The sequence below is a fragment of the Mesorhizobium sp. M0296 genome (assembly GCF_040321675.1).
In the GTDB taxonomy this organism is placed as follows: domain Bacteria; phylum Pseudomonadota; class Alphaproteobacteria; order Rhizobiales; family Rhizobiaceae; genus Mesorhizobium.
Genome location: NZ_JAMYRZ010000001.1, coordinates 81,851 through 98,333, shown reverse-complemented (window position 1 = coordinate 98,333; position 16,483 = coordinate 81,851). Strand labels below are relative to the sequence as shown.

Genomic DNA, 16,483 nt, shown 5'->3' with positions numbered 1-16,483 from the left:
TGGGAGTGAAACCATGCTGCACGGCCACACGATCACACGCGAGCGCATTGCGGCGATAGAACCCCGCATCCGGCCCTTCGTGCGCCACACGCCGGTGCTGCGCGTCGACATGGCAGATTTCGGCCGCCCGCCTCTGCCTGTCGACCTGAAGCTTGAGTGCTTGCAGCATTCCGGCTCGTTCAAGGTACGTGGTGCGTTCACCAATCTCCTCGAACGGCCGGTTCCTGCGGCCGGCGTCGGCGCCGCATCGGGCGGCAACCACGGTGCCGCCGTCGCCTATGCCGCCATGCGGCTCGGCCACAAGGCGACCATCTTTGTTCCCGAAGTGAGCCCGCAGGCCAAGCTGGACCGCATCCGCGGCTACGGCGCCGAGCTGATCGTCGGCGGCGCCCGTTATGCCGAGGCGCTGGCCGCCAGCGAGAGCTTCGCCGAAAAATCCGGCGCGCTGCAGATCCACGCCTTCAACCAGGAGGAGACGCTGGTCGGGCAAGGCACGCTCGGCCTCGAGATCGAGGCCGACCTGCCGAAGCTCGACACCCTGCTGGTCGCCGTCGGCGGCGGCGGGCTGATCGGCGGCATCGCCGCCTGGTTTTCCGGCCGCATCAGGATAATCGCGGTCGAGCCGGAGGGTGCGCCGACGCTTCATCGCGCCTTCGAGGCGGGCCGACCCGTCGACGCGCCGGCTGAGGGCATCGCCGCCGATTCGCTCGCGCCAAAGCGTGTCGGCGAAATGATGTTTCCTATCGCCGAGGCATTCGTCGAGCGCTCGATCCTGGTCGGCGACGACGACATTATCGCCGCCCAGGCGGCGCTGTGGGACCGCGTGCGAATCATCTCCGAGCCGGGCGGTGCGGCCGCCTTCGCGGCGCTCCTGTCCGGCCGCTACGCACCGGCTGCAGGCGAGCGCGTTGCCGTACTGGTCTGCGGCGCAAACGCCAATCCGGCGAAATTCTGACAATATCCGGGGCATTATTGTTCACGTTTTGGGGAACCGCCTCGCCTTCGCCGTGTTTGTTGGTATCCTTAGGGAGATGTGCATCCGCTTGGACGCACGAAGTACGCGCTAAGATTTTAGGTCTTCGCATCGTGCTTCCCGAAAATCGACTTTTCGGGCCCATGCGATAGACTCGTGAGGCCTGGGCTATCCCGCCCGGCCAGGAAGGGCCGATGACACAACGACCCATTTTCACCAGCGATCGCAGTCTGGCCAGGCGCCTTGCCTTGAGCCGGCTGGGGACGCAGGTCTCGATAATCGTCGAACGCGGCTGGCCATTGCTGCTGCCACTGATCATCGTCGCCAGCCTGTTCCTCAGCATTTCGTGGCTCGGCCTGTTCCCATTTTTGCCCGATCTGGCGCGGATCGGTCTTATCACGGCATTCGGTGTCGCAGCGCTTGCCGCACTCTATCCACTGCGTTTCTTCCGCACGCCATCCAGTGCCGAGGTCGACCGCCGCATCGAGGCGGCCAACCGATTGCTGCACAGCCCGGTGCAGGTCCAGACCGATCGCCCGAGCGGCAAGGAAAGCATTTTTTCGCAAGCCCTGTGGCGCGAGCATCAGCGGCGCATGGCGGACCGGCTGGGCGAGCTTGGCGGCGACGTGCCGCGCACACGCGTGCCGGAACGCGACCCGTGGGCGCTGCGCGCCGTTGCCGCGCTTTTGTTGGTCACTGCCTTTGCCTTCTCCTTCGGGCCATCGGGCGGCAGGCTGAGCGACGGTTTTGTTGCCCGTGCCGCCCGCGACGTCGTGCCGCCGCGCATTGACGCCTGGGTGACGCCGCCGGCCTATACCGGCAGGCCGCCGGTATTCCTCAACGCCCCGGTCCTGGCCAACAACGCCACTCAAGCGCCGCCGACCTTCACGGTTCCGGAGGGCAGCGATGTGTCGCTGCGCGTCACCGGCGGTTCGGGCGAGGAAACGCTGAGCTACGCCGACACCGGCGGCAACACCCGCGCCATCGATCCGACCGGGCCGCAAGCCGCCAAGACTGAGGCAAGTCCGGCAACGCCTTCCACCGTGCGCCAGTTCAGCGGCAAGTTAACGGCCGACGGCACGCTGACGCTGCAGTCCAGCGACGGCGAGCTCGGCCGCTGGGCCTTCGCCATAATTCCCGACAAGCCGCCGCAGATCCGCTTTGTCGGCGAGCCGAAGCGCGCCGTCAACGGCGCCTTCGAACTCAACTACCAGATCGACGACGACTATGGCGCGGCCTCCGCCAAGGCGGTTTTCGCATTGGCCGATCCGCAAGTGCCCAACGCGCATCCGCTCTATGGCCCGCCGGAAATGCCGCTGACGTTGCCGCGCCGCGGCGGCAAGGCCAATGCCGCTAAGACGACGAAGGATCTGACCGACCATGTCTGGGCAGGTGGCAACGTCAAGCTGTCGCTTGTCGCCACCGACGGTGCCGGACACACGGCGACCAGCGAAACCAAGACGCTGGTGATGCCGGAGCGGCCATTCTCCAACCCGTTGGCGCGGGCTGTGGTCGAGCAGCGCCGCATACTGGCGCTCGACGCCTATGCCAAGGACCGCGTGCTCGACCTGATGGATGCAATCACGCTCAGGCCGGAAGACACGTTCGACAACATGGCGCACTACCTCGCCATCATGAGCGCCCGCACCCGGCTGAAGATGGCAGACAGCGACGACCAGTTGCGCGACGAGGTCGCTTACCTCTGGGAGATCGCGCTCGGCATTGAGGAAGGCAATCTGTCGGCGGCCGAGAAGCGGCTGCGCCAGGCGCAGCAGGCGCTGCAGGATGCGATCAAGAACGGCGCCAGCGACCAAGAGATCGAGAAGGCGATGAAGGAACTGCGCGAGGCGATGAACCAGTTCCTGCAGGAATTCGCGGCGCGGGCGCAGCAGAATCCGAATGCGCCACAGATGCAGCAGAACGGTCAGGAACTGCGCAAGAGCGACATCGACCGCATGATGGACCAGATCGAGAACCTGGCGAAATCCGGCAATCGCGACCAGGCGCAGCAATTGCTGTCCGAGTTGCAGGACATGATGAACAATCTGCAGGCAGGCCGCCAGCAGCAAGGCGGCCAGCAAGACAGCGAGATGCGCCAGCAGATGGACAAGCTGGGCGAGATCATGCGGCGCCAGCAGGAGATGATGAACGACACTTTCCGTATGGACCAGATGCAGCGCGGCCAGCAACAGCGCGGGCAGAACCGCGACGAGCAGCTCGGCGAGAACGGTGAGCCAGGCCCGATGGGCGAAGAGGGCAAACCCGGCCCGGGTGACGACCGCGATCCGCTCGGCCGGCCGAAGCCGATGACGCCGCAGGAATTTGCTGATGCGCTGAAGCAATTGCAGGAAGGCCAGGGCAAGCTGCAGGGCGAGCTCGATCAATTGAGGAAGAGCCTCGAAGGCATGGGCCTCGACCCCAATGAGGGGTTTGGCGAGGCCGGCAAATCCATGGGCAATGCCGAACAGGCGCTCGGCGAGGGCGAAGGCGACCAGGCCGTCGGTCACCAGGGCCGCGCGTTGGAAGCCTTGCGCAGGGGCGCCAAGGACATGATGAAGCAACTGCAGGCGATGCAAGGCGACCAGGGCGGCAACGGCCAGGGCGGACGCCAGCAGAATGCCGACCGTGACCCGCTCGGGCGGCCCCGCACCAGCGAGGGTCCCGATGACGGAAGTTCGGTGAGAGTGCCCGACGAGATCGACGTGCAGCGTGCCCGCCAAATCCTGGAAGCGATCCGCAAGCGGCTCGGCAATGCACTCAGCCCCGATATCGAGCGCAGCTATCTGGAGCGGTTGCTGGAGCTGAAGTAAAGCTGCCCCCAATATTCGGAAGATCGCCGTGCGGTCCGTGGAGGCCGCCACCGCCGGACTGAGCGGCACGTTTTAACGGTTGGTGAACGCCTCGCGGATCGCCTCTTCCATGCCGTCGATGGCCTCGCCGGAAGCGTTGGGATTGCGCCGCAGCACCACATTCGAGGAATCGATGTCGCCGAACCCGTCGGCAGCCGTAAGCTCGCGGCAGCCGGCCGGGATGTTGCTGCGCGAGATCGGCGCAATCGCCAACCCGGAGGTGACGGCGAGCCGCAGGCCGCCATTGGTATCGCTGGTGTAGGCGACACGATAGGCGAGACCGCGCTGTTCCAGCGACTTTATAGCGAAATCCTTGCACCAACCGGCACGGTTGTAGAGCGCGATCGGCACCGGCCGCTCCTCATGCATGTGATGCAGCTCCGACGTCACCCATACGGTCGGGTCATGCATCAGCACCTCGCCGCCTGACAGATCCTGCCATTCGAACACCACCGCCAGATCGAGCTCGCCGGCGGCGAGCGCCGCGATCTGCGCACCGGAATGCGCGTAGCGGACGGTGATGTCGACCTGAGGATGGCGCTTGGCAAAGGCGCCGAGTGCCCGCGACAGGATCGCGTGGCCATATTCCTCCGGGATACCGATGCGCACCGGCCCGCCAAGCGGCGCCGCGACCATCGATGCCGCCGTCTCGTCGAGCAGTGAAACGATGCGCCTGGCGTTGGCGATGAGTTCGCCGCCGCGCTGCGTCAACGCTACACCGCGCGACCCGCGCTCGAACAGGCTGTCGCCGATCATGCCTTCGAGCCTCTTCATCTGCATCGAGACCGCCGACTGGGTGCGGCCGGCTCGCTCCGCCGCTTTGGTGAAATTGCCGGTGTCGGCGACTGCCACGAAGGTGCGCAACAGGTCGCTGTCGAGATTGGGTCGCATGTGCCCGCCATAAGAAAATCTGATTGCTGGCATCATTCCAATTCGTTTGCAACATGTCAAACGGCGGATGATAGTCGCCTTACCCATTGGATATGCGGCCGCGAAATCGGCTGCGGACCAATCAAAAGTCCTCACTCGTACCCGCTGCCCGAAACGGTGGCGGGTTCTTTTTACCCGGATGCAGGCCTGCTTTCGGCCGCGCACGCGGGAGACAGGAGCGCCTATGCAGAATCGGCTTGTGCTCGGCATCCTCAGCCTCTGTCTCGGCGTGCTGGTCTTTTCGCTGCAGGACCCGCTGGTCAAGGCGGTGTCGAGCCACTATCCGGTCACCGAGGTGATGGCGATCCGCTCGATCGTCGCCCTGCCGATCCTGGTTTTCCTTGTCCACGCCGATGTCGGATTGCAGGCGATCCTGTCGAAGCGGTTCGGCATGCTGACGATGCGCGCCTTCATCCAGTTCACCTCCTATACGGCCTACTACCTGGCAATCGCCGCCCTGCCGCTGGCTGACGCGGTGGCGCTCTATTTCATGGCGCCGCTGTTCATCATGGCGTTGGCCGGCCCCTATCTCGGCGAACGCGTGTCCTGGCAGGCGCTCGCCACCGTCCTGGTCGGCATGCTCGGCGTGCTGGTGATGGTGCGCCCGGGCGCCGGCTTGTTCGACTGGGCAGCGCTGCTGTCGCTAGGTTCGGCTCTGCTCTACGGTTTCTCGCAGCTGATGGCACGCAAGATCGGCGACACCGAATCCTCGACTGTCATGGCTTTCTATCAGAACGGCGCTTATCTGGTCGGCGCCGCCTTGGTGGCGGCATTGTTTTGGCTGGCAGGCATTGACCACGCCGTGCATCCGAGCCTCGAATTCCTCGTCCGGCCATGGGTCTGGCCGGCGACGCCGGATCTCCTCAAGATGGGGGCATGCGGCTTCGTTGCCTCGGCCGGCATGATCCTGCTGTCGCAGGCCTACCGGCTGGCGCCCGCCAACAGCGTCGCCACCTTCGAATACACCGGTATCATCTGGTCGCCGCTATGGGGTTTTCTGTTCTTTGCCGAAGTGCCGCGACCAGCGACGGCGGCAGGCGCAGCCCTCATCATCGGCGCCGGCCTGTTTGCGCTCAATGCCAGCCGGCGCCGGAGCGGCGCGCCAGCCATTACGGCGACCTGCGACCCCGCCTGAAGGCGGTCGGCCTTGGGCTTAGGCGAAGCAGGCGAGCGCCTGTTCGACGCGGGCGCGGATTTCAGCCAGCGTGAACGGCTTTTGCACGACGTCGAGAATAATGCCGTCCAATTCCTCGGCGCGCTCGCGCTGGTCGGCATAGCCGGTCATCAGCATGATCTTCATCGCCGGGAACTGCGCTGCTGCCGCCTTGGCCATCTCGATGCCGTCTATTTCCGGCATGCGGATGTCGGACAGCACAAGGTCATAGCTCCCTTGCGCCGCCCGGATCAGAGAAAGGCCATGTGCGCCGTCGGCGGCAACAGTGACATTGTGCCCGGCGCGTTCGAGCGCGCGAGCGGCGAGAGTGCGGACGGATTCATCGTCCTCGACGATCAGGAGCTTTGCCATGGGCAGGATATTTGGCGAGGAAAAGTTGATGTTTCCTGAAAGCCAGGAAGGCCATGAGGCCTTTTCAAAATTCGCTCCGGCGAGGCATATGACGTGGCTTTCGAGAACCGGAGCGGAGCGGACATTCAAGTCCGTGAGCACCGGAAGCGCAGAAAACCGCGTCAGATGACCGCCGGAGTAGAATTTTCAAAAGGCCTCAGGCGTCGCCCTTGACGATGCCGACGAACGGCAATTCGCGAAACGCGTGGGCGACGTCCATGCCATAACCGACGACGAAATAATCGGGGCAGTCAAAGCCGACATAGTCGGCGTTGAGTGTGGTCTGGCGGCGCATGCGCTTGTCGAGCAGCACGGCGATGGCACAGCTCCTCGCGCCGCGCGACAGCATGAGGTCGCGGGTGAAACTCAGTGTCTTGCCGGATTCCAGAATGTCGTCGATCAAAAGCACATCGCGGCCGGCGACCTCGTTGTCGATGTCGCGCAGCACCCTCACCTCACCGCTGGTCGTGCCGGCGCCATAGCTGGAGATGAAGATGAACTCGACCTCCGGCGACAGGCCGACATCGTGCATGGCACGGATAAGATCGGCGGCGAAGATGAACGATCCCTTCAGCACCGAGATTACCAGAAGGTCGTGGTAGTCGTGCCCGGCGATCTCCTTGGCAAGTTCCAGGTTCCGCCGCGCGATGGCGGACGCCGAAAACAGGACTTCGATGTCCTTGCCGCGCACAACTGGCATTGGCTGCCCTTCCAGAAATGATCGCCTTGTAGGCGAAGCCGACCGAAACGGTCTTCAATCTGTTTCTAGGCATGTCGAGCCGGCTGGCAAGGCCAAATCTTTCGCAGGACGCCCGCGAACGGTCGGGTGTCCGCAGCGCGTCGCGGATCGTTTATCTGGTGACCTGTTGATTTTCTGGCGCCGCTCTAACGAACCAGCGCATGGCCGCCCGAAATCCAGAAGGCGGCAAAGACGGCACCGACGCCGACAATCCAGAAGATCGGCCCACCATGCACCCACAACGGCCGTTCGACGGCGGTTTCGGGCTTGCGCAACATGTCCATGCCTTCGATCGAAGGCATGGAAATCATGCGCGCAGGCGGTGGCGCAAAGTCTGGACGTGTAAAATGGCGGGGCAGCACCTCATAGTCGGCATCGATGACCTCGGCGGTCACGTCGCGCATGATGCGTTCCGGCTCGGCGGCCGGATCGGTCATGATTTCGCCGGAAACCGGGCGCGCGGTTCGATCCTCAGCCATCATGGCCCAACACTACCGCACCTGTTCGCTGTTCGTTTCTTTTGGGTAAACGGAAATGGTTAACGCTTCCCCACCGGAACCCCTGTGACTCGCTCGAAAAGCCCCCAAATTAACCGTCGGTTAACCATGCCGGCCGATGGTCTTTCCACAGAAAGGGCTGGCATCTTGCCGCCGAGAATTTCAGGTCGTCGAAAGTGATCCGCTTCGAAAATGTCGGCCTCCGCTATGGCATGGGTCCGGAGATTCTCCGCGACATCTCCTTGCACATTCCGGAGCGCTCCTTTCAGTTCCTGAGCGGACCTTCAGGCGCCGGCAAGACGACGTTGCTGCGGCTTTTCTTCATGTCGCTGAAGCCGACGCGCGGCCTGATCACCATTTTCGGCAAGGACCGCTCGCGCATCTCGCGTACCGAATTGCCGCATCTGAGACGACGCATCGGCGTGGTGTTCCAGGATTTTCGCCTGCTCGACCATATGACCACCTACGAGAACGTGGCATTGCCGCTGCGCGTGCGCGGCCGCGAGGAGGCGACCTATCGCACCGACGTCACCGAGCTGCTGAAATGGGTCGGCCTCGGCGAGCGCATGCATGTGCTGCCGCCGGTGCTGTCTGGCGGCGAGAAGCAGCGCGCCGCCATCGCCCGGGCGTTGATCGAGCAGCCCGAGATCCTCCTCGCCGACGAGCCGACCGGCAATGTCGACCCGCCGCTGGCACGACGCTTGCTGCGGTTGTTCATCGAGCTCAACCGGCTGGGCACCGCCGTGGTGATCGCCACACACGACCTCGGCCTGATGGAACAGGTCGACGCACGGCGAATGATCCTGGCCGGCGGAAGGCTGGACATCTATGACTGAGCTCTCCGTCGAACATTTCGAGGGTCACGACGCCGCGGCGGCAAAGCCCCGCGTCCAGCGCAAAATGGCGCCGATCGTGCCGGCGCAGAACATCGCCGGCCGGGCGCTGGTGCTGGTCATCGCCATCATGACGTTTCTGTCCTGCCTGACGTTTGGCGCAGTCACGCTGGTGCGTGACACCGCCTCCGTCTGGGAGAACCAGATCTCGCGCGAGGCGACCATCCAGATCAAGCCGGTCGACGGCCTCGACATGGAGGCCGCACTTGCGCTGGCCTCGCAGATCGCCGGCGAATTCCCTGGCGTGAAAAGCGCCCGGATCGTCGACCGCGAAGCGACGGCCCGGCTGCTCGAGCCTTGGCTGGGCTCGGGCCTGAACATCGATGAGCTGCCGGTGCCGCGCTTGATCATCATCACCATCGAGGAGAATAGTCCGCCCGATTTCGCCGCACTGCGCGCGGCGATCACGCCGAAGCTGCCGAGTGCCTCGCTCGACGATCATCGCACCTGGGTCGACCGGCTGGTTGCCATGGCCCGCACCACGGTAACGATCGGTATTGCAGTGCTGGCGCTGATGCTGTCGGCGACGGTGCTGACCGTGGTATTCGCAACGCGCGGCGCCATGGCCGGCAATGGCCACATCATCGAGGTGCTGCATTTTGTCGGCGCCGAGGCGCGCTTCATCGCGCGCGAATTCCGCCGGCATTTTCTGGTCACCGGCATGAAGGGCGCCGCGGCAGGCGGCGCCGCGGCGATCCTGGTCTTCATCGTCTTCTCCTGGTGGTCGTCACGCAACATGGCAACGCCGCAGGCCGACCAGGCGACCGCCCTGTTCGGCAATTTCGCCATCGGCTCGGCGGGTTATCTCGGGGTCGCTGTCATGGTGCTGGTGATCGGCGCGCTGACGGCGGCAACCTCCCATTTCACCGTGGTTACCTATCTCAGCGACATCGACATTCGCCAGCCGGACGCCGGCTAAAGGAAAGATCGATCACGGATGAAAACGCATCGTCACGAAAATTGCATTTTTTTCCTACCAAAGGCCGTATTTCGGGATTAACCATTTCATGATGGACGTTCGGGACTCGACCGATACCGCTGGATGCATGCCAGTGCTGGTTGCGCGCCCGCCTGTATTCGCCGAGCCTGATGAATTTGCCAAGCCGGATCAGTTCGCCGAACGTGGGCGGCTGCTGGCAGCCCGCTCCTTGCGCATCTCGGCTCTCCTTCTGCTCGCCTTTATGGCGCTGTTTGTCGCCGGCTTCGGCTGGTTCGCCAATACCGTCAGCCGCCTGACTACGCCCGCCAATCCGGCAAGGGCCGACGCTATCATCGTGCTGACCGGCGGCCAGTCGCGCCTCGACGCTGCGATGGGCTTGCTTGCGTTAGGCAAGGGCGAGCGGCTGCTGATTAGCGGCGTCCATCCCTCCGCCAGCCGCCGCCAGCTTCAGGCCGCGACCGGCGGCGACAAGAGGCTGTTTTCCTGCTGCGTCGACATCGACCGCGCCGCGCTCGACACGATCGGCAATGCCGAGGAAAGTGCCAAATGGGTCGAGGACCATGCCTACGGCACGGTCATTCTCGTCACCAACAATTATCACATGCCGCGCAGCCTGCTGGAAATGGGCCGGCTGCTGCACGGCGCCAGGCTCGAACCCTATCCGGTGGTCAACACCAACCTCGAGAATGGCGGCTGGCTGACCAAGCCAGAAGCGCTGCGCGTGCTGTTCACCGAATACAACAAATACCTGCTGGCGCTGGCGCGCGGCATCATGCCGGTGAAGCAATCGCCCAACGGCGTCACGCTGGCCGACGCCGCGGGCGGAAACTGAACGGCACCGGCACTTTTATTCCCTAGCTCTTATTCCCTGGCTGCAGCATCTGATCGCAAGCGTGCGATCTCCTGTTCGAGCCGTTCGATGCGCTTGTCGCGTTCGCCCAGCGCCGCCGCCACGTCGGCCGCTTCGAAACGCTGCGGGATGTGCTGCGAGCAATTTGAATCCCAAGCCGAAACCGTAAACAGGATAACCTGCTCGGGTCGCGCCTTATAGTCTTGCGGCATCAGCTTTGCCGTCAGCTCGGCATCGCCCTCGACGACGCGCGCCCTGCCCCAGATCTTGATGCGCTGCCGGTGCGCATAATCGATCAGGAATAGGAAAGCCTGTGGGTTGTCGCTGAGGTTGCCCTGGGTGATGAACTGCCTGTTGCCGGAAAAATCGGCAAAGCCGATCGTCCGTTCGTCGAGCACCGTGAGGAAACCGGCAGGCCCGCCGCGATGCTGGATGTAAGGCTGCCCGTCCGCATTGGCGGTCGACAGAAAGACGCTGGTCTGCGCCTCGATGAAGGCGGCGAGATCGGGCGTGATTGCCGCCTGCCAGCCGCCACGCTCCTCGACACGGGCATAGGCCTGGCGCGAGCCCTTGCGCGCCTGAATCGCCTTCACCGTCGGGGTGAAAGCAACATCGCTGGTGTGGGCGTTCATGGAAGCCTCCTCAAGCGCCAAGCTGCGCTGTATTGCTAGTCAGGAAATAGGTCCTTCCATCTTCGAGATGCAGATGCCATATCTGCAATCTATCCTTCCGTTTTTCGGGAGGGCAAATTTTCGGGAGAGCTATGGATCGCCTCCAGTCCATGTCGCTTTTCGTTGCCGCGGCGGAGACAGGCAGCCTCTCGGCTGCCGGGCGCCGCTTCGGCATTCCGCTGACGACGGTCAGCCGCAAGGTTTCGGACCTGGAGCGGCATCTGAAGACACGGCTGTTGAACCGCTCGGCGCGGCAGCTGTCGCTGACCGATGCAGGCCATGCCTATCTCGCCGCCTGTCGTCGCATTCTCGACGAGGTCGGCGAGGCCGAGCGAATAGCCGCCGGCGAATACAATGCCCCGACCGGCGAACTCATCGTCACTGCGCCGATCGTCTTCGGCCGCCTGCATGTGCTGCCGGTCGTCACCAGCTTCCTCTCCGTCTATCCTGAGGTAGGTGTGCGGCTGACACTCGCCGACCGGATAACCCAGTTGGTCGAAGAGCACATCGACCTCGCCATCCGCATCGGCGAGCTTGCCGATTCGAGCCTGATCGCCACCCGCCTGGGTTCAATCCGCCGCGTCGTTTGCGCGAGCCCGGCCTATCTCGCCGAGCACGGCACACCGAAAACGCCGCAGGAGCTTGCAGCACACAGTGCCATCACCTTCGAAGGGCTCACCGCTGCCAGTTGGACCTTCGCCACCGGCAAGACCGAATTCGCCGTGCCGGTCCGCTCCAGGTTACGGGTCAACACGGCTGAGGCAGCGATCGATGCGGCGATTGCCGGCGTCGGCGTGACGAGGCTGCTTTCCTACCAGATCGCCGCCGCAGTCCGGTCGGGTACGCTGCGCCCGGTGCTTCAAGAGTTTGAGCCAGACCCATGGCCGGTGAGCCTCGTCCATGCCGGCCAGGGGCTACTGCCGGTGAAGCTGCGCGCATTCCTCGACTTCGCCGCCCCGCGCCTGAGACAGCGCCTGCTGCAGGCAGCGTGGCAAACGTGACGAAGACGGCCCATCGCAACGCCGGGCCGATCGCCCGCCTCGCAGCGTTTCCTTTTTGCCGGCGCTTGGTGTAACCAACGCACACCTCCTCACCGGGCACTTGCTGTATGCTGTATTTCCGCTCGCTGGCGTTCAATCTCGCCTTCTACCTCAATTTGATCGTCCAGATGATCCTCTGGACCCCGTATTATTTCCTGTCGCCACGCCATCGCGCCTGGTTCGTGCCGAAATTCTGGTCGCGCACCAGCATGTGGCTCTACGACAAGATCGCCGGCACCAGAAGTGAGATCACCGGCCAGGAAAACCTGCCTGACGGCTCCTTCATCCTGGCGCCGAAGCACCAGTCCTTCTGGGACACGATCGCTTTCCTGCCTTATCTCGACGATCCCGTTTACATATTGAAACGGGAGCTGACCTGGATCCCGTTCTTCGGCTGGTACATTTTGAAGATGCGGATGATTCCTGTCGACCGCGGCAGCCGCTCGAAGGCATTGAAGACGGTGATCGCCGCGACCAAACAGGAATTGGCGCGCAATCCGCGCCAGCTGATCATCTATCCCGAGGGCACCCGCCGGGCGCCGGGCGACGAACCGGTCTACAAATACGGCATCGTCGAACTCTACGCGCAACTTGGCATTCCGGTGGTGCCGGTCGCTCACGTCGCCGGCCTCTATTGGCCGCGCCGCAAATTCCTGCGCTATCCCGGCACGATCAAGGCGCGCTTCCTGCCACCGATCCCGCCCGGCCTCGGCAAGGACGAATTCATGCAACGGCTGATCGGCGAGACGGAGGCCGCCTGCGACCAGCTCCTCGTCGAAGCGTCGCAGACGCCGAACCCGCCGCCGATGCCGCCGACGGCGGTGAAACGGCTTGGTGAGCTGGACGCGAAACCTGAATTGAAAGGCTGAGACACCCGCCGCGGATGCCAGAAAGGCTCACGGCAAGGCAGCCAGGGCGGCTGTTGCAACCAGCGTCACGGCAAACACCAGATTGATGATCCGCGACGCCAGCGGTTTGCGCAGCAAACGTGCAAAAGCCGCGCCGGCGAGAAGCCACAAGAGATGAATGGCAACAATCATCAAGGCGAGGACCGCCAGCTTGGCTGAAATAGCAAGACCGCCGGCGCCGGAAGACGCGCCGGCAAACACGGCGGCAATCGCCACATAGGCTTTCGGATTGGCAACGGCCAGAAGGAACCCGCCCAGGAAAGTGGGAAGCGCCGCCCCACCAATGCGTGCCGCCAGTGGCGGCGCCGTCGCAATCTTGAACGCCAGATAGAGGATGTAGGCTGCTGACGCGACCGCCAACAGCGCTGCGAGCTTCGGCAGCGCGGTGAGAACGGCCATGATGCCCGTCGCCACCACCGAAAGCACGAGGACCGTCCCGACAACGATTCCCGAGGCATAACGGAGCGAATCGCGCAGGCCGAATGCGGCGCCGATCGCGGTGACACTTATCGTCGCCGGCCCCGGGCTGCCCATAACGATGGCCGATGCCAGCACAAGCGCCAGCAATTGCTGCCATAGCTGCTGATCGAGAAGACCCTGTCCGGCCATGCGGCGTCCCTGCATCCTGCGACGATGCAGGGATGGTAGGGCAAGGCAGCGGCGCCGGTCTTGAACGATCGTGCGCGGCTATGGGCTGGCCTTGTCGAGCTCGGCGATATCGTCCGGGCTGAGCTGCAACGACGCGGCACGCACCAGGCTGTCGAGCTGGTCGAGCGTCGTCGCGCTGGCAATCGGAGCGGTGACGCCGGGCCGTGCCATGACCCAGGCAAGCGCCACTTCCGCTGGCTTGGCCGAGTGTCTGGCTGAAACGGCATCGAGCGCTGAGAGAATGCGCATGCCGCGGGTGTTGAGATAGCCTTTCACACCGCCACCGCGCGGGCTTTTGCCGAGGTCGGCCTCGCTGCGGTACTTGCCGCTCAGAAACCCCTTGGCGAGGCTGAAATAGGTGATGACGCCGATGTCCTCGGCCGCGCACAGATCGCGCAGCGGACCATCGAAGGACGAGCGGTCGTAGAGATTGTATTCCGGCTGCAGCACCTCGTAGCGCGGCAGGCCGCGCAGGCTTGCTACGTCAAGTGCGGCCCGCAACTGGGCGGCGTCGAGGTTGGAAGCGCCGGCATAACGGATTTTGCCCTTGTCGAGCAGTTTCTGGTAGGCGCCGAACGTTTCCTCATAAGGGGTCGCCGGGTCGGGCCAGTGCGACAGATAGAGATCGACGCTATCGACCTGCAGCCGCTTCAGCGAGGCGTCGATGGCCTTTTCGATGTAGGCGGCGGACAGATCCCTCTTGCCCTGCCCCATATCCGAACCGACCTTGGTGACAACGACAACCTTGTCGCGGTTGCCGCGGCTTTTCATCCATTTGCCGATAATGGTTTCGGATTCGCCGCCCTCGTGGCCGGGAATCCAGCGCGAATAGGAATCGGCCGTGTCGATGGCGTTGAGGCCAGCGTCGACAAAGCGGTCGAGTAGGTCGAACGAGGTTTTCTCATCGGCGGTCCAGCCGAACACATTGCCGCCCAGAACCAAAGGCGCGATGGATAGGTCGGTGCGACCGAGACGACGTTTCTGCAAGGCTGATCTCCATGGTGATTCATGCTGGGGCGGGTGGGAGCCGCCGACCGGGCTAACCTATGTCGCACCGTGGCAACGTCAAACGCATAGCCTCTTTTCCAGCCCGCCGCCGCTTCACAAAACCGCGACCCGCCGCGCCGTGTCGGGCTTCAAGACGCTGTCCCGAATTTCCAAACCAGTACCCTCTGAGGAAACAATCTGGCAAGTTTAGCACATAGATTGTCAAATCTGCCAATTCAGACCTTTGCCGGCCGGCCATAAGTTCCGCCGCGCCGACGCAAGTCTCGGCACGGTCTGGCCCGGGCTCAGACTGTTGGCCCAGGATCGTTTGTTGTGGAGACCGGCATGAAAGCAATTGTATTTGACGCCATCGGCTCGCCCCGCGACGTGCTCTATGTGGATGACCTGCCGATGCCGCGGATCGGCGACGGCGAGGTGCTGGTCAGGATGGTCTCGGCCTCGATCAATCCGGGCGACTTCCTGTTTATCCAGAACCTCTATCCCGAACCGAAGAAGCCGCATTTTCCCCGGCAGATCGCGGGAAACCATGGCGCCGGCATCGTCGAAGCCGTTGGCGCGAACGTCTTGCTGGAACCGGGCACGCTTGTCGCGTTCGGCTACTATGGCAGCTGGGCCGAGTACGCGGCCATTCCCGCCGAATGGCTGATCCCGTTGCCTGCCGGCTATCCTGTCGAACGCGCCGGGCAGATGGTGAACCCCATTACCGCGTGGGATCTGCTGGTGGATTCCCGCGTGCGGCCTGGCCAGTGGCTGGCTGTCACGGCCGGCTATTCGTCAATTTCGACAATGGTGATGCAGTTCGCCCAACGACGCGGCATCAACGTCATCGCGCTTGTGCGGCGCTCGCACCAAAGCTTCGATCTGAAGACGCTTGGCGCCGCCGCCATTCTTGACCTTTCTGACTTGAAGGCAAGTATCCGGGAAGCGGTGATGGATATCACCGGTGGCGCCGGATTGAACGGGATTATCGACAATGTCGGCGGACCTGTCAGCGGCGAATTGATCCGCACCCTGGCGCTTGGCGGACAGATGGTGATCAATGGCGGCATGAGTGCCGAGCGCTTCGAACTGCACAACTTCGATGTCTTGCTGAGCGGCGTCGAGATCAGGGCGAATATCTATCGCTATTTCTTTTCGCCGCCTGCCGAAGCCGACCGGCCTGTGCTACGCGAGGTTATCGACACCTTCGGCCAGCCCGGCTTCCACGTTCCTGTCGGCGGTCTCCACGCGCTGACCGAGTTCAAGCTTGCCGTGGCAAACAGTCTGGATCGCGCCGATCTTGGAAAACAGATTTTCAGGATGTAGCCCAGACCACGACACCGAAAACATCATGGTCAACGATAAAAGAAGCTACGTCGCGATCCGTCTTGTCACCTCTTCCAGCCAGTGGTCGCTGATACCCAGTGCTTCAAGGTGCTCCAGCGTGCTGAGCACGTAGTCCTCATTCCTCCCCGACTGGCCGACGGCGCCGCGAACGACGGTCGCCGCCTCGGCCGGGTCGAGCGCACCGGCATATTGCTCATGGCTGCGGTCCACGACATAGGCGATGGCTTCGACCGTCCCGCTCCCATCCGTTTCACTCTTGTCGAGGCGAACGCTGAGCACACGTTCGAGATAGACGTTGGTGACCAGCTCGCGTTCGCGCAGATAGGTAATGACCTCGTTGCGCAGCTCGCCTGGAACCCGGAACGCCAGCCCGATGCAGGAGCCTCCGCGGTCGAGGCCGAGCACCAGGCCCGGCCGTTCGCGCGTGCCGCGATGCACGAAAGAATAGACGCAGAGCGAACGGCGGTAGCCATGCAGGCGCGCGCGCCGCGTCTCGACATGCGCGAATCCCGGTCGCCAGATCAGTGAGCCGTAGCCAAAAACCCAAAAATCGCCCATATCGCCAAGCCTGATTGTGACGACCACCTCACCGGTGGTGTTTCAGTCCGTCTGCCTATTGGTGCCGCAAGCGACAGCCCACCCGTGCC

Annotated in this window: 17 protein-coding genes; 9 read left to right on the top strand and 8 right to left on the bottom strand. The window is 63.5% G+C overall.

The features are described 5' to 3' along the window. The first annotated feature begins 13 nt into the window (after nt 1-13). Entirely contained in the window at nt 14-955 is a 942-nt protein-coding gene (locus NKI97_RS00500) for a threonine/serine dehydratase (protein ID WP_352832101.1), read from the top strand. 212 nt (nt 956-1,167) lie between these two features. Beyond that, nucleotides 1,168-3,783 (top strand): TIGR02302 family protein, encoded by a 2,616-nt coding sequence (locus NKI97_RS00495; RefSeq protein WP_352745410.1) that lies wholly within the window; start codon nt 1,168-1,170, stop codon nt 3,781-3,783. A 72-nt stretch (nt 3,784-3,855) separates the two neighbouring features. Here the strand turns inward: NKI97_RS00495 and NKI97_RS00490 are convergent, their stop codons facing one another. After that, the gene (locus NKI97_RS00490) at nt 3,856-4,713 is read right to left on the bottom strand and encodes a LysR substrate-binding domain-containing protein (protein ID WP_023677927.1); all 858 of its coding nucleotides are present in this window, start codon (nt 4,711-4,713) and stop codon (nt 3,856-3,858) included. A 223-nt stretch (nt 4,714-4,936) separates the two neighbouring features. Here NKI97_RS00490 and NKI97_RS00485 point away from each other — a divergent pair, with 223 nt between their 5' ends. Continuing rightward, nucleotides 4,937-5,887 carry a DMT family transporter gene (locus tag NKI97_RS00485; RefSeq protein ID WP_352832098.1) on the top strand — a complete coding sequence of 317 codons (951 nt, stop codon included), beginning with the start codon at nt 4,937-4,939 and terminating at the stop codon, nt 5,885-5,887. A gap of 18 nt (nt 5,888-5,905) precedes the next feature. Here NKI97_RS00485 and NKI97_RS00480 read toward each other — a convergent pair whose 3' ends face one another. The 3 genes from NKI97_RS00480 to NKI97_RS00470 form a co-directional block, all read right to left on the bottom strand. Further along, nucleotides 5,906-6,277 (bottom strand): response regulator, encoded by a 372-nt coding sequence (locus NKI97_RS00480; RefSeq protein WP_352452458.1) that lies wholly within the window; start codon nt 6,275-6,277, stop codon nt 5,906-5,908. Nucleotides 6,278-6,473: 196 nt separating this feature from the next. Then, on the bottom strand, nt 6,474-7,016 hold the full coding sequence (gene hpt / locus NKI97_RS00475; RefSeq protein ID WP_254816654.1) for a hypoxanthine phosphoribosyltransferase: 543 nt from the start codon (nt 7,014-7,016) through the stop codon (nt 6,474-6,476). Between the two features lie 185 nt (nt 7,017-7,201). Continuing rightward, nucleotides 7,202-7,492: a hypothetical protein gene (locus tag NKI97_RS00470; RefSeq protein ID WP_352452459.1), complete on the bottom strand. Its 291-nt coding sequence runs from the start codon at nt 7,490-7,492 to the stop codon at nt 7,202-7,204. A gap of 236 nt (nt 7,493-7,728) precedes the next feature. Between NKI97_RS00470 and ftsE the strand changes: the two genes are divergently transcribed. From ftsE to NKI97_RS00455, 3 genes are all read left to right on the top strand, one after another. Then, a complete protein-coding gene (gene ftsE, locus NKI97_RS00465) occupies nt 7,729-8,388 on the top strand; it encodes a cell division ATP-binding protein FtsE (protein ID WP_352832094.1) in 660 nt (219 codons plus the stop codon). Next, nucleotides 8,381-9,364, top strand: a complete 984-nt coding sequence (locus tag NKI97_RS00460; RefSeq protein WP_352452460.1) for a cell division protein FtsX — start codon at nt 8,381-8,383, stop codon at nt 9,362-9,364. Before ftsE ends, NKI97_RS00460 begins: the two co-directional genes overlap by 8 nt. A gap of 262 nt (nt 9,365-9,626) precedes the next feature. Continuing rightward, a complete protein-coding gene (locus NKI97_RS00455) occupies nt 9,627-10,217 on the top strand; it encodes a YdcF family protein (RefSeq protein WP_502898855.1) in 591 nt (196 codons plus the stop codon). Nucleotides 10,218-10,246: 29 nt separating this feature from the next. Here the strand turns inward: NKI97_RS00455 and NKI97_RS00450 are convergent, their stop codons facing one another. Continuing rightward, on the bottom strand, nt 10,247-10,867 hold the full coding sequence (locus NKI97_RS00450) for a pyridoxamine 5'-phosphate oxidase family protein (RefSeq protein WP_352540196.1): 621 nt from the start codon (nt 10,865-10,867) through the stop codon (nt 10,247-10,249). A 131-nt stretch (nt 10,868-10,998) separates the two neighbouring features. Here NKI97_RS00450 and NKI97_RS00445 point away from each other — a divergent pair, with 131 nt between their 5' ends. Together NKI97_RS00445 and NKI97_RS00440 are read left to right on the top strand one after the other, a co-directional pair. Further along, nucleotides 10,999-11,907 carry a LysR family transcriptional regulator gene (locus NKI97_RS00445; RefSeq protein WP_352832091.1) on the top strand — a complete coding sequence of 303 codons (909 nt, stop codon included), beginning with the start codon at nt 10,999-11,001 and terminating at the stop codon, nt 11,905-11,907. A gap of 107 nt (nt 11,908-12,014) precedes the next feature. Further along, a complete protein-coding gene (locus tag NKI97_RS00440) occupies nt 12,015-12,815 on the top strand; it encodes a lysophospholipid acyltransferase family protein (protein WP_352832088.1) in 801 nt (266 codons plus the stop codon). 27 nt (nt 12,816-12,842) lie between these two features. Here NKI97_RS00440 and NKI97_RS00435 read toward each other — a convergent pair whose 3' ends face one another. Together NKI97_RS00435 and NKI97_RS00430 are read right to left on the bottom strand one after the other, a co-directional pair. After that, a complete protein-coding gene (locus tag NKI97_RS00435; protein ID WP_352832085.1) occupies nt 12,843-13,463 on the bottom strand; it encodes a LysE family translocator in 621 nt (206 codons plus the stop codon). Between the two features lie 78 nt (nt 13,464-13,541). Beyond that, the gene (locus NKI97_RS00430) at nt 13,542-14,489 is read right to left on the bottom strand and encodes an aldo/keto reductase (RefSeq protein WP_352832082.1); all 948 of its coding nucleotides are present in this window, start codon (nt 14,487-14,489) and stop codon (nt 13,542-13,544) included. 345 nt (nt 14,490-14,834) lie between these two features. Between NKI97_RS00430 and NKI97_RS00425 the strand changes: the two genes are divergently transcribed. Continuing rightward, nucleotides 14,835-15,815 (top strand): quinone oxidoreductase family protein, encoded by a 981-nt coding sequence (locus NKI97_RS00425; protein ID WP_352745399.1) that lies wholly within the window; start codon nt 14,835-14,837, stop codon nt 15,813-15,815. 45 nt (nt 15,816-15,860) lie between these two features. Here NKI97_RS00425 and NKI97_RS00420 read toward each other — a convergent pair whose 3' ends face one another. After that, nucleotides 15,861-16,394 (bottom strand): gamma-glutamylcyclotransferase, encoded by a 534-nt coding sequence (locus NKI97_RS00420; RefSeq protein ID WP_352452467.1) that lies wholly within the window; start codon nt 16,392-16,394, stop codon nt 15,861-15,863. Nucleotides 16,395-16,483: the final 89 nt, after the last annotated feature.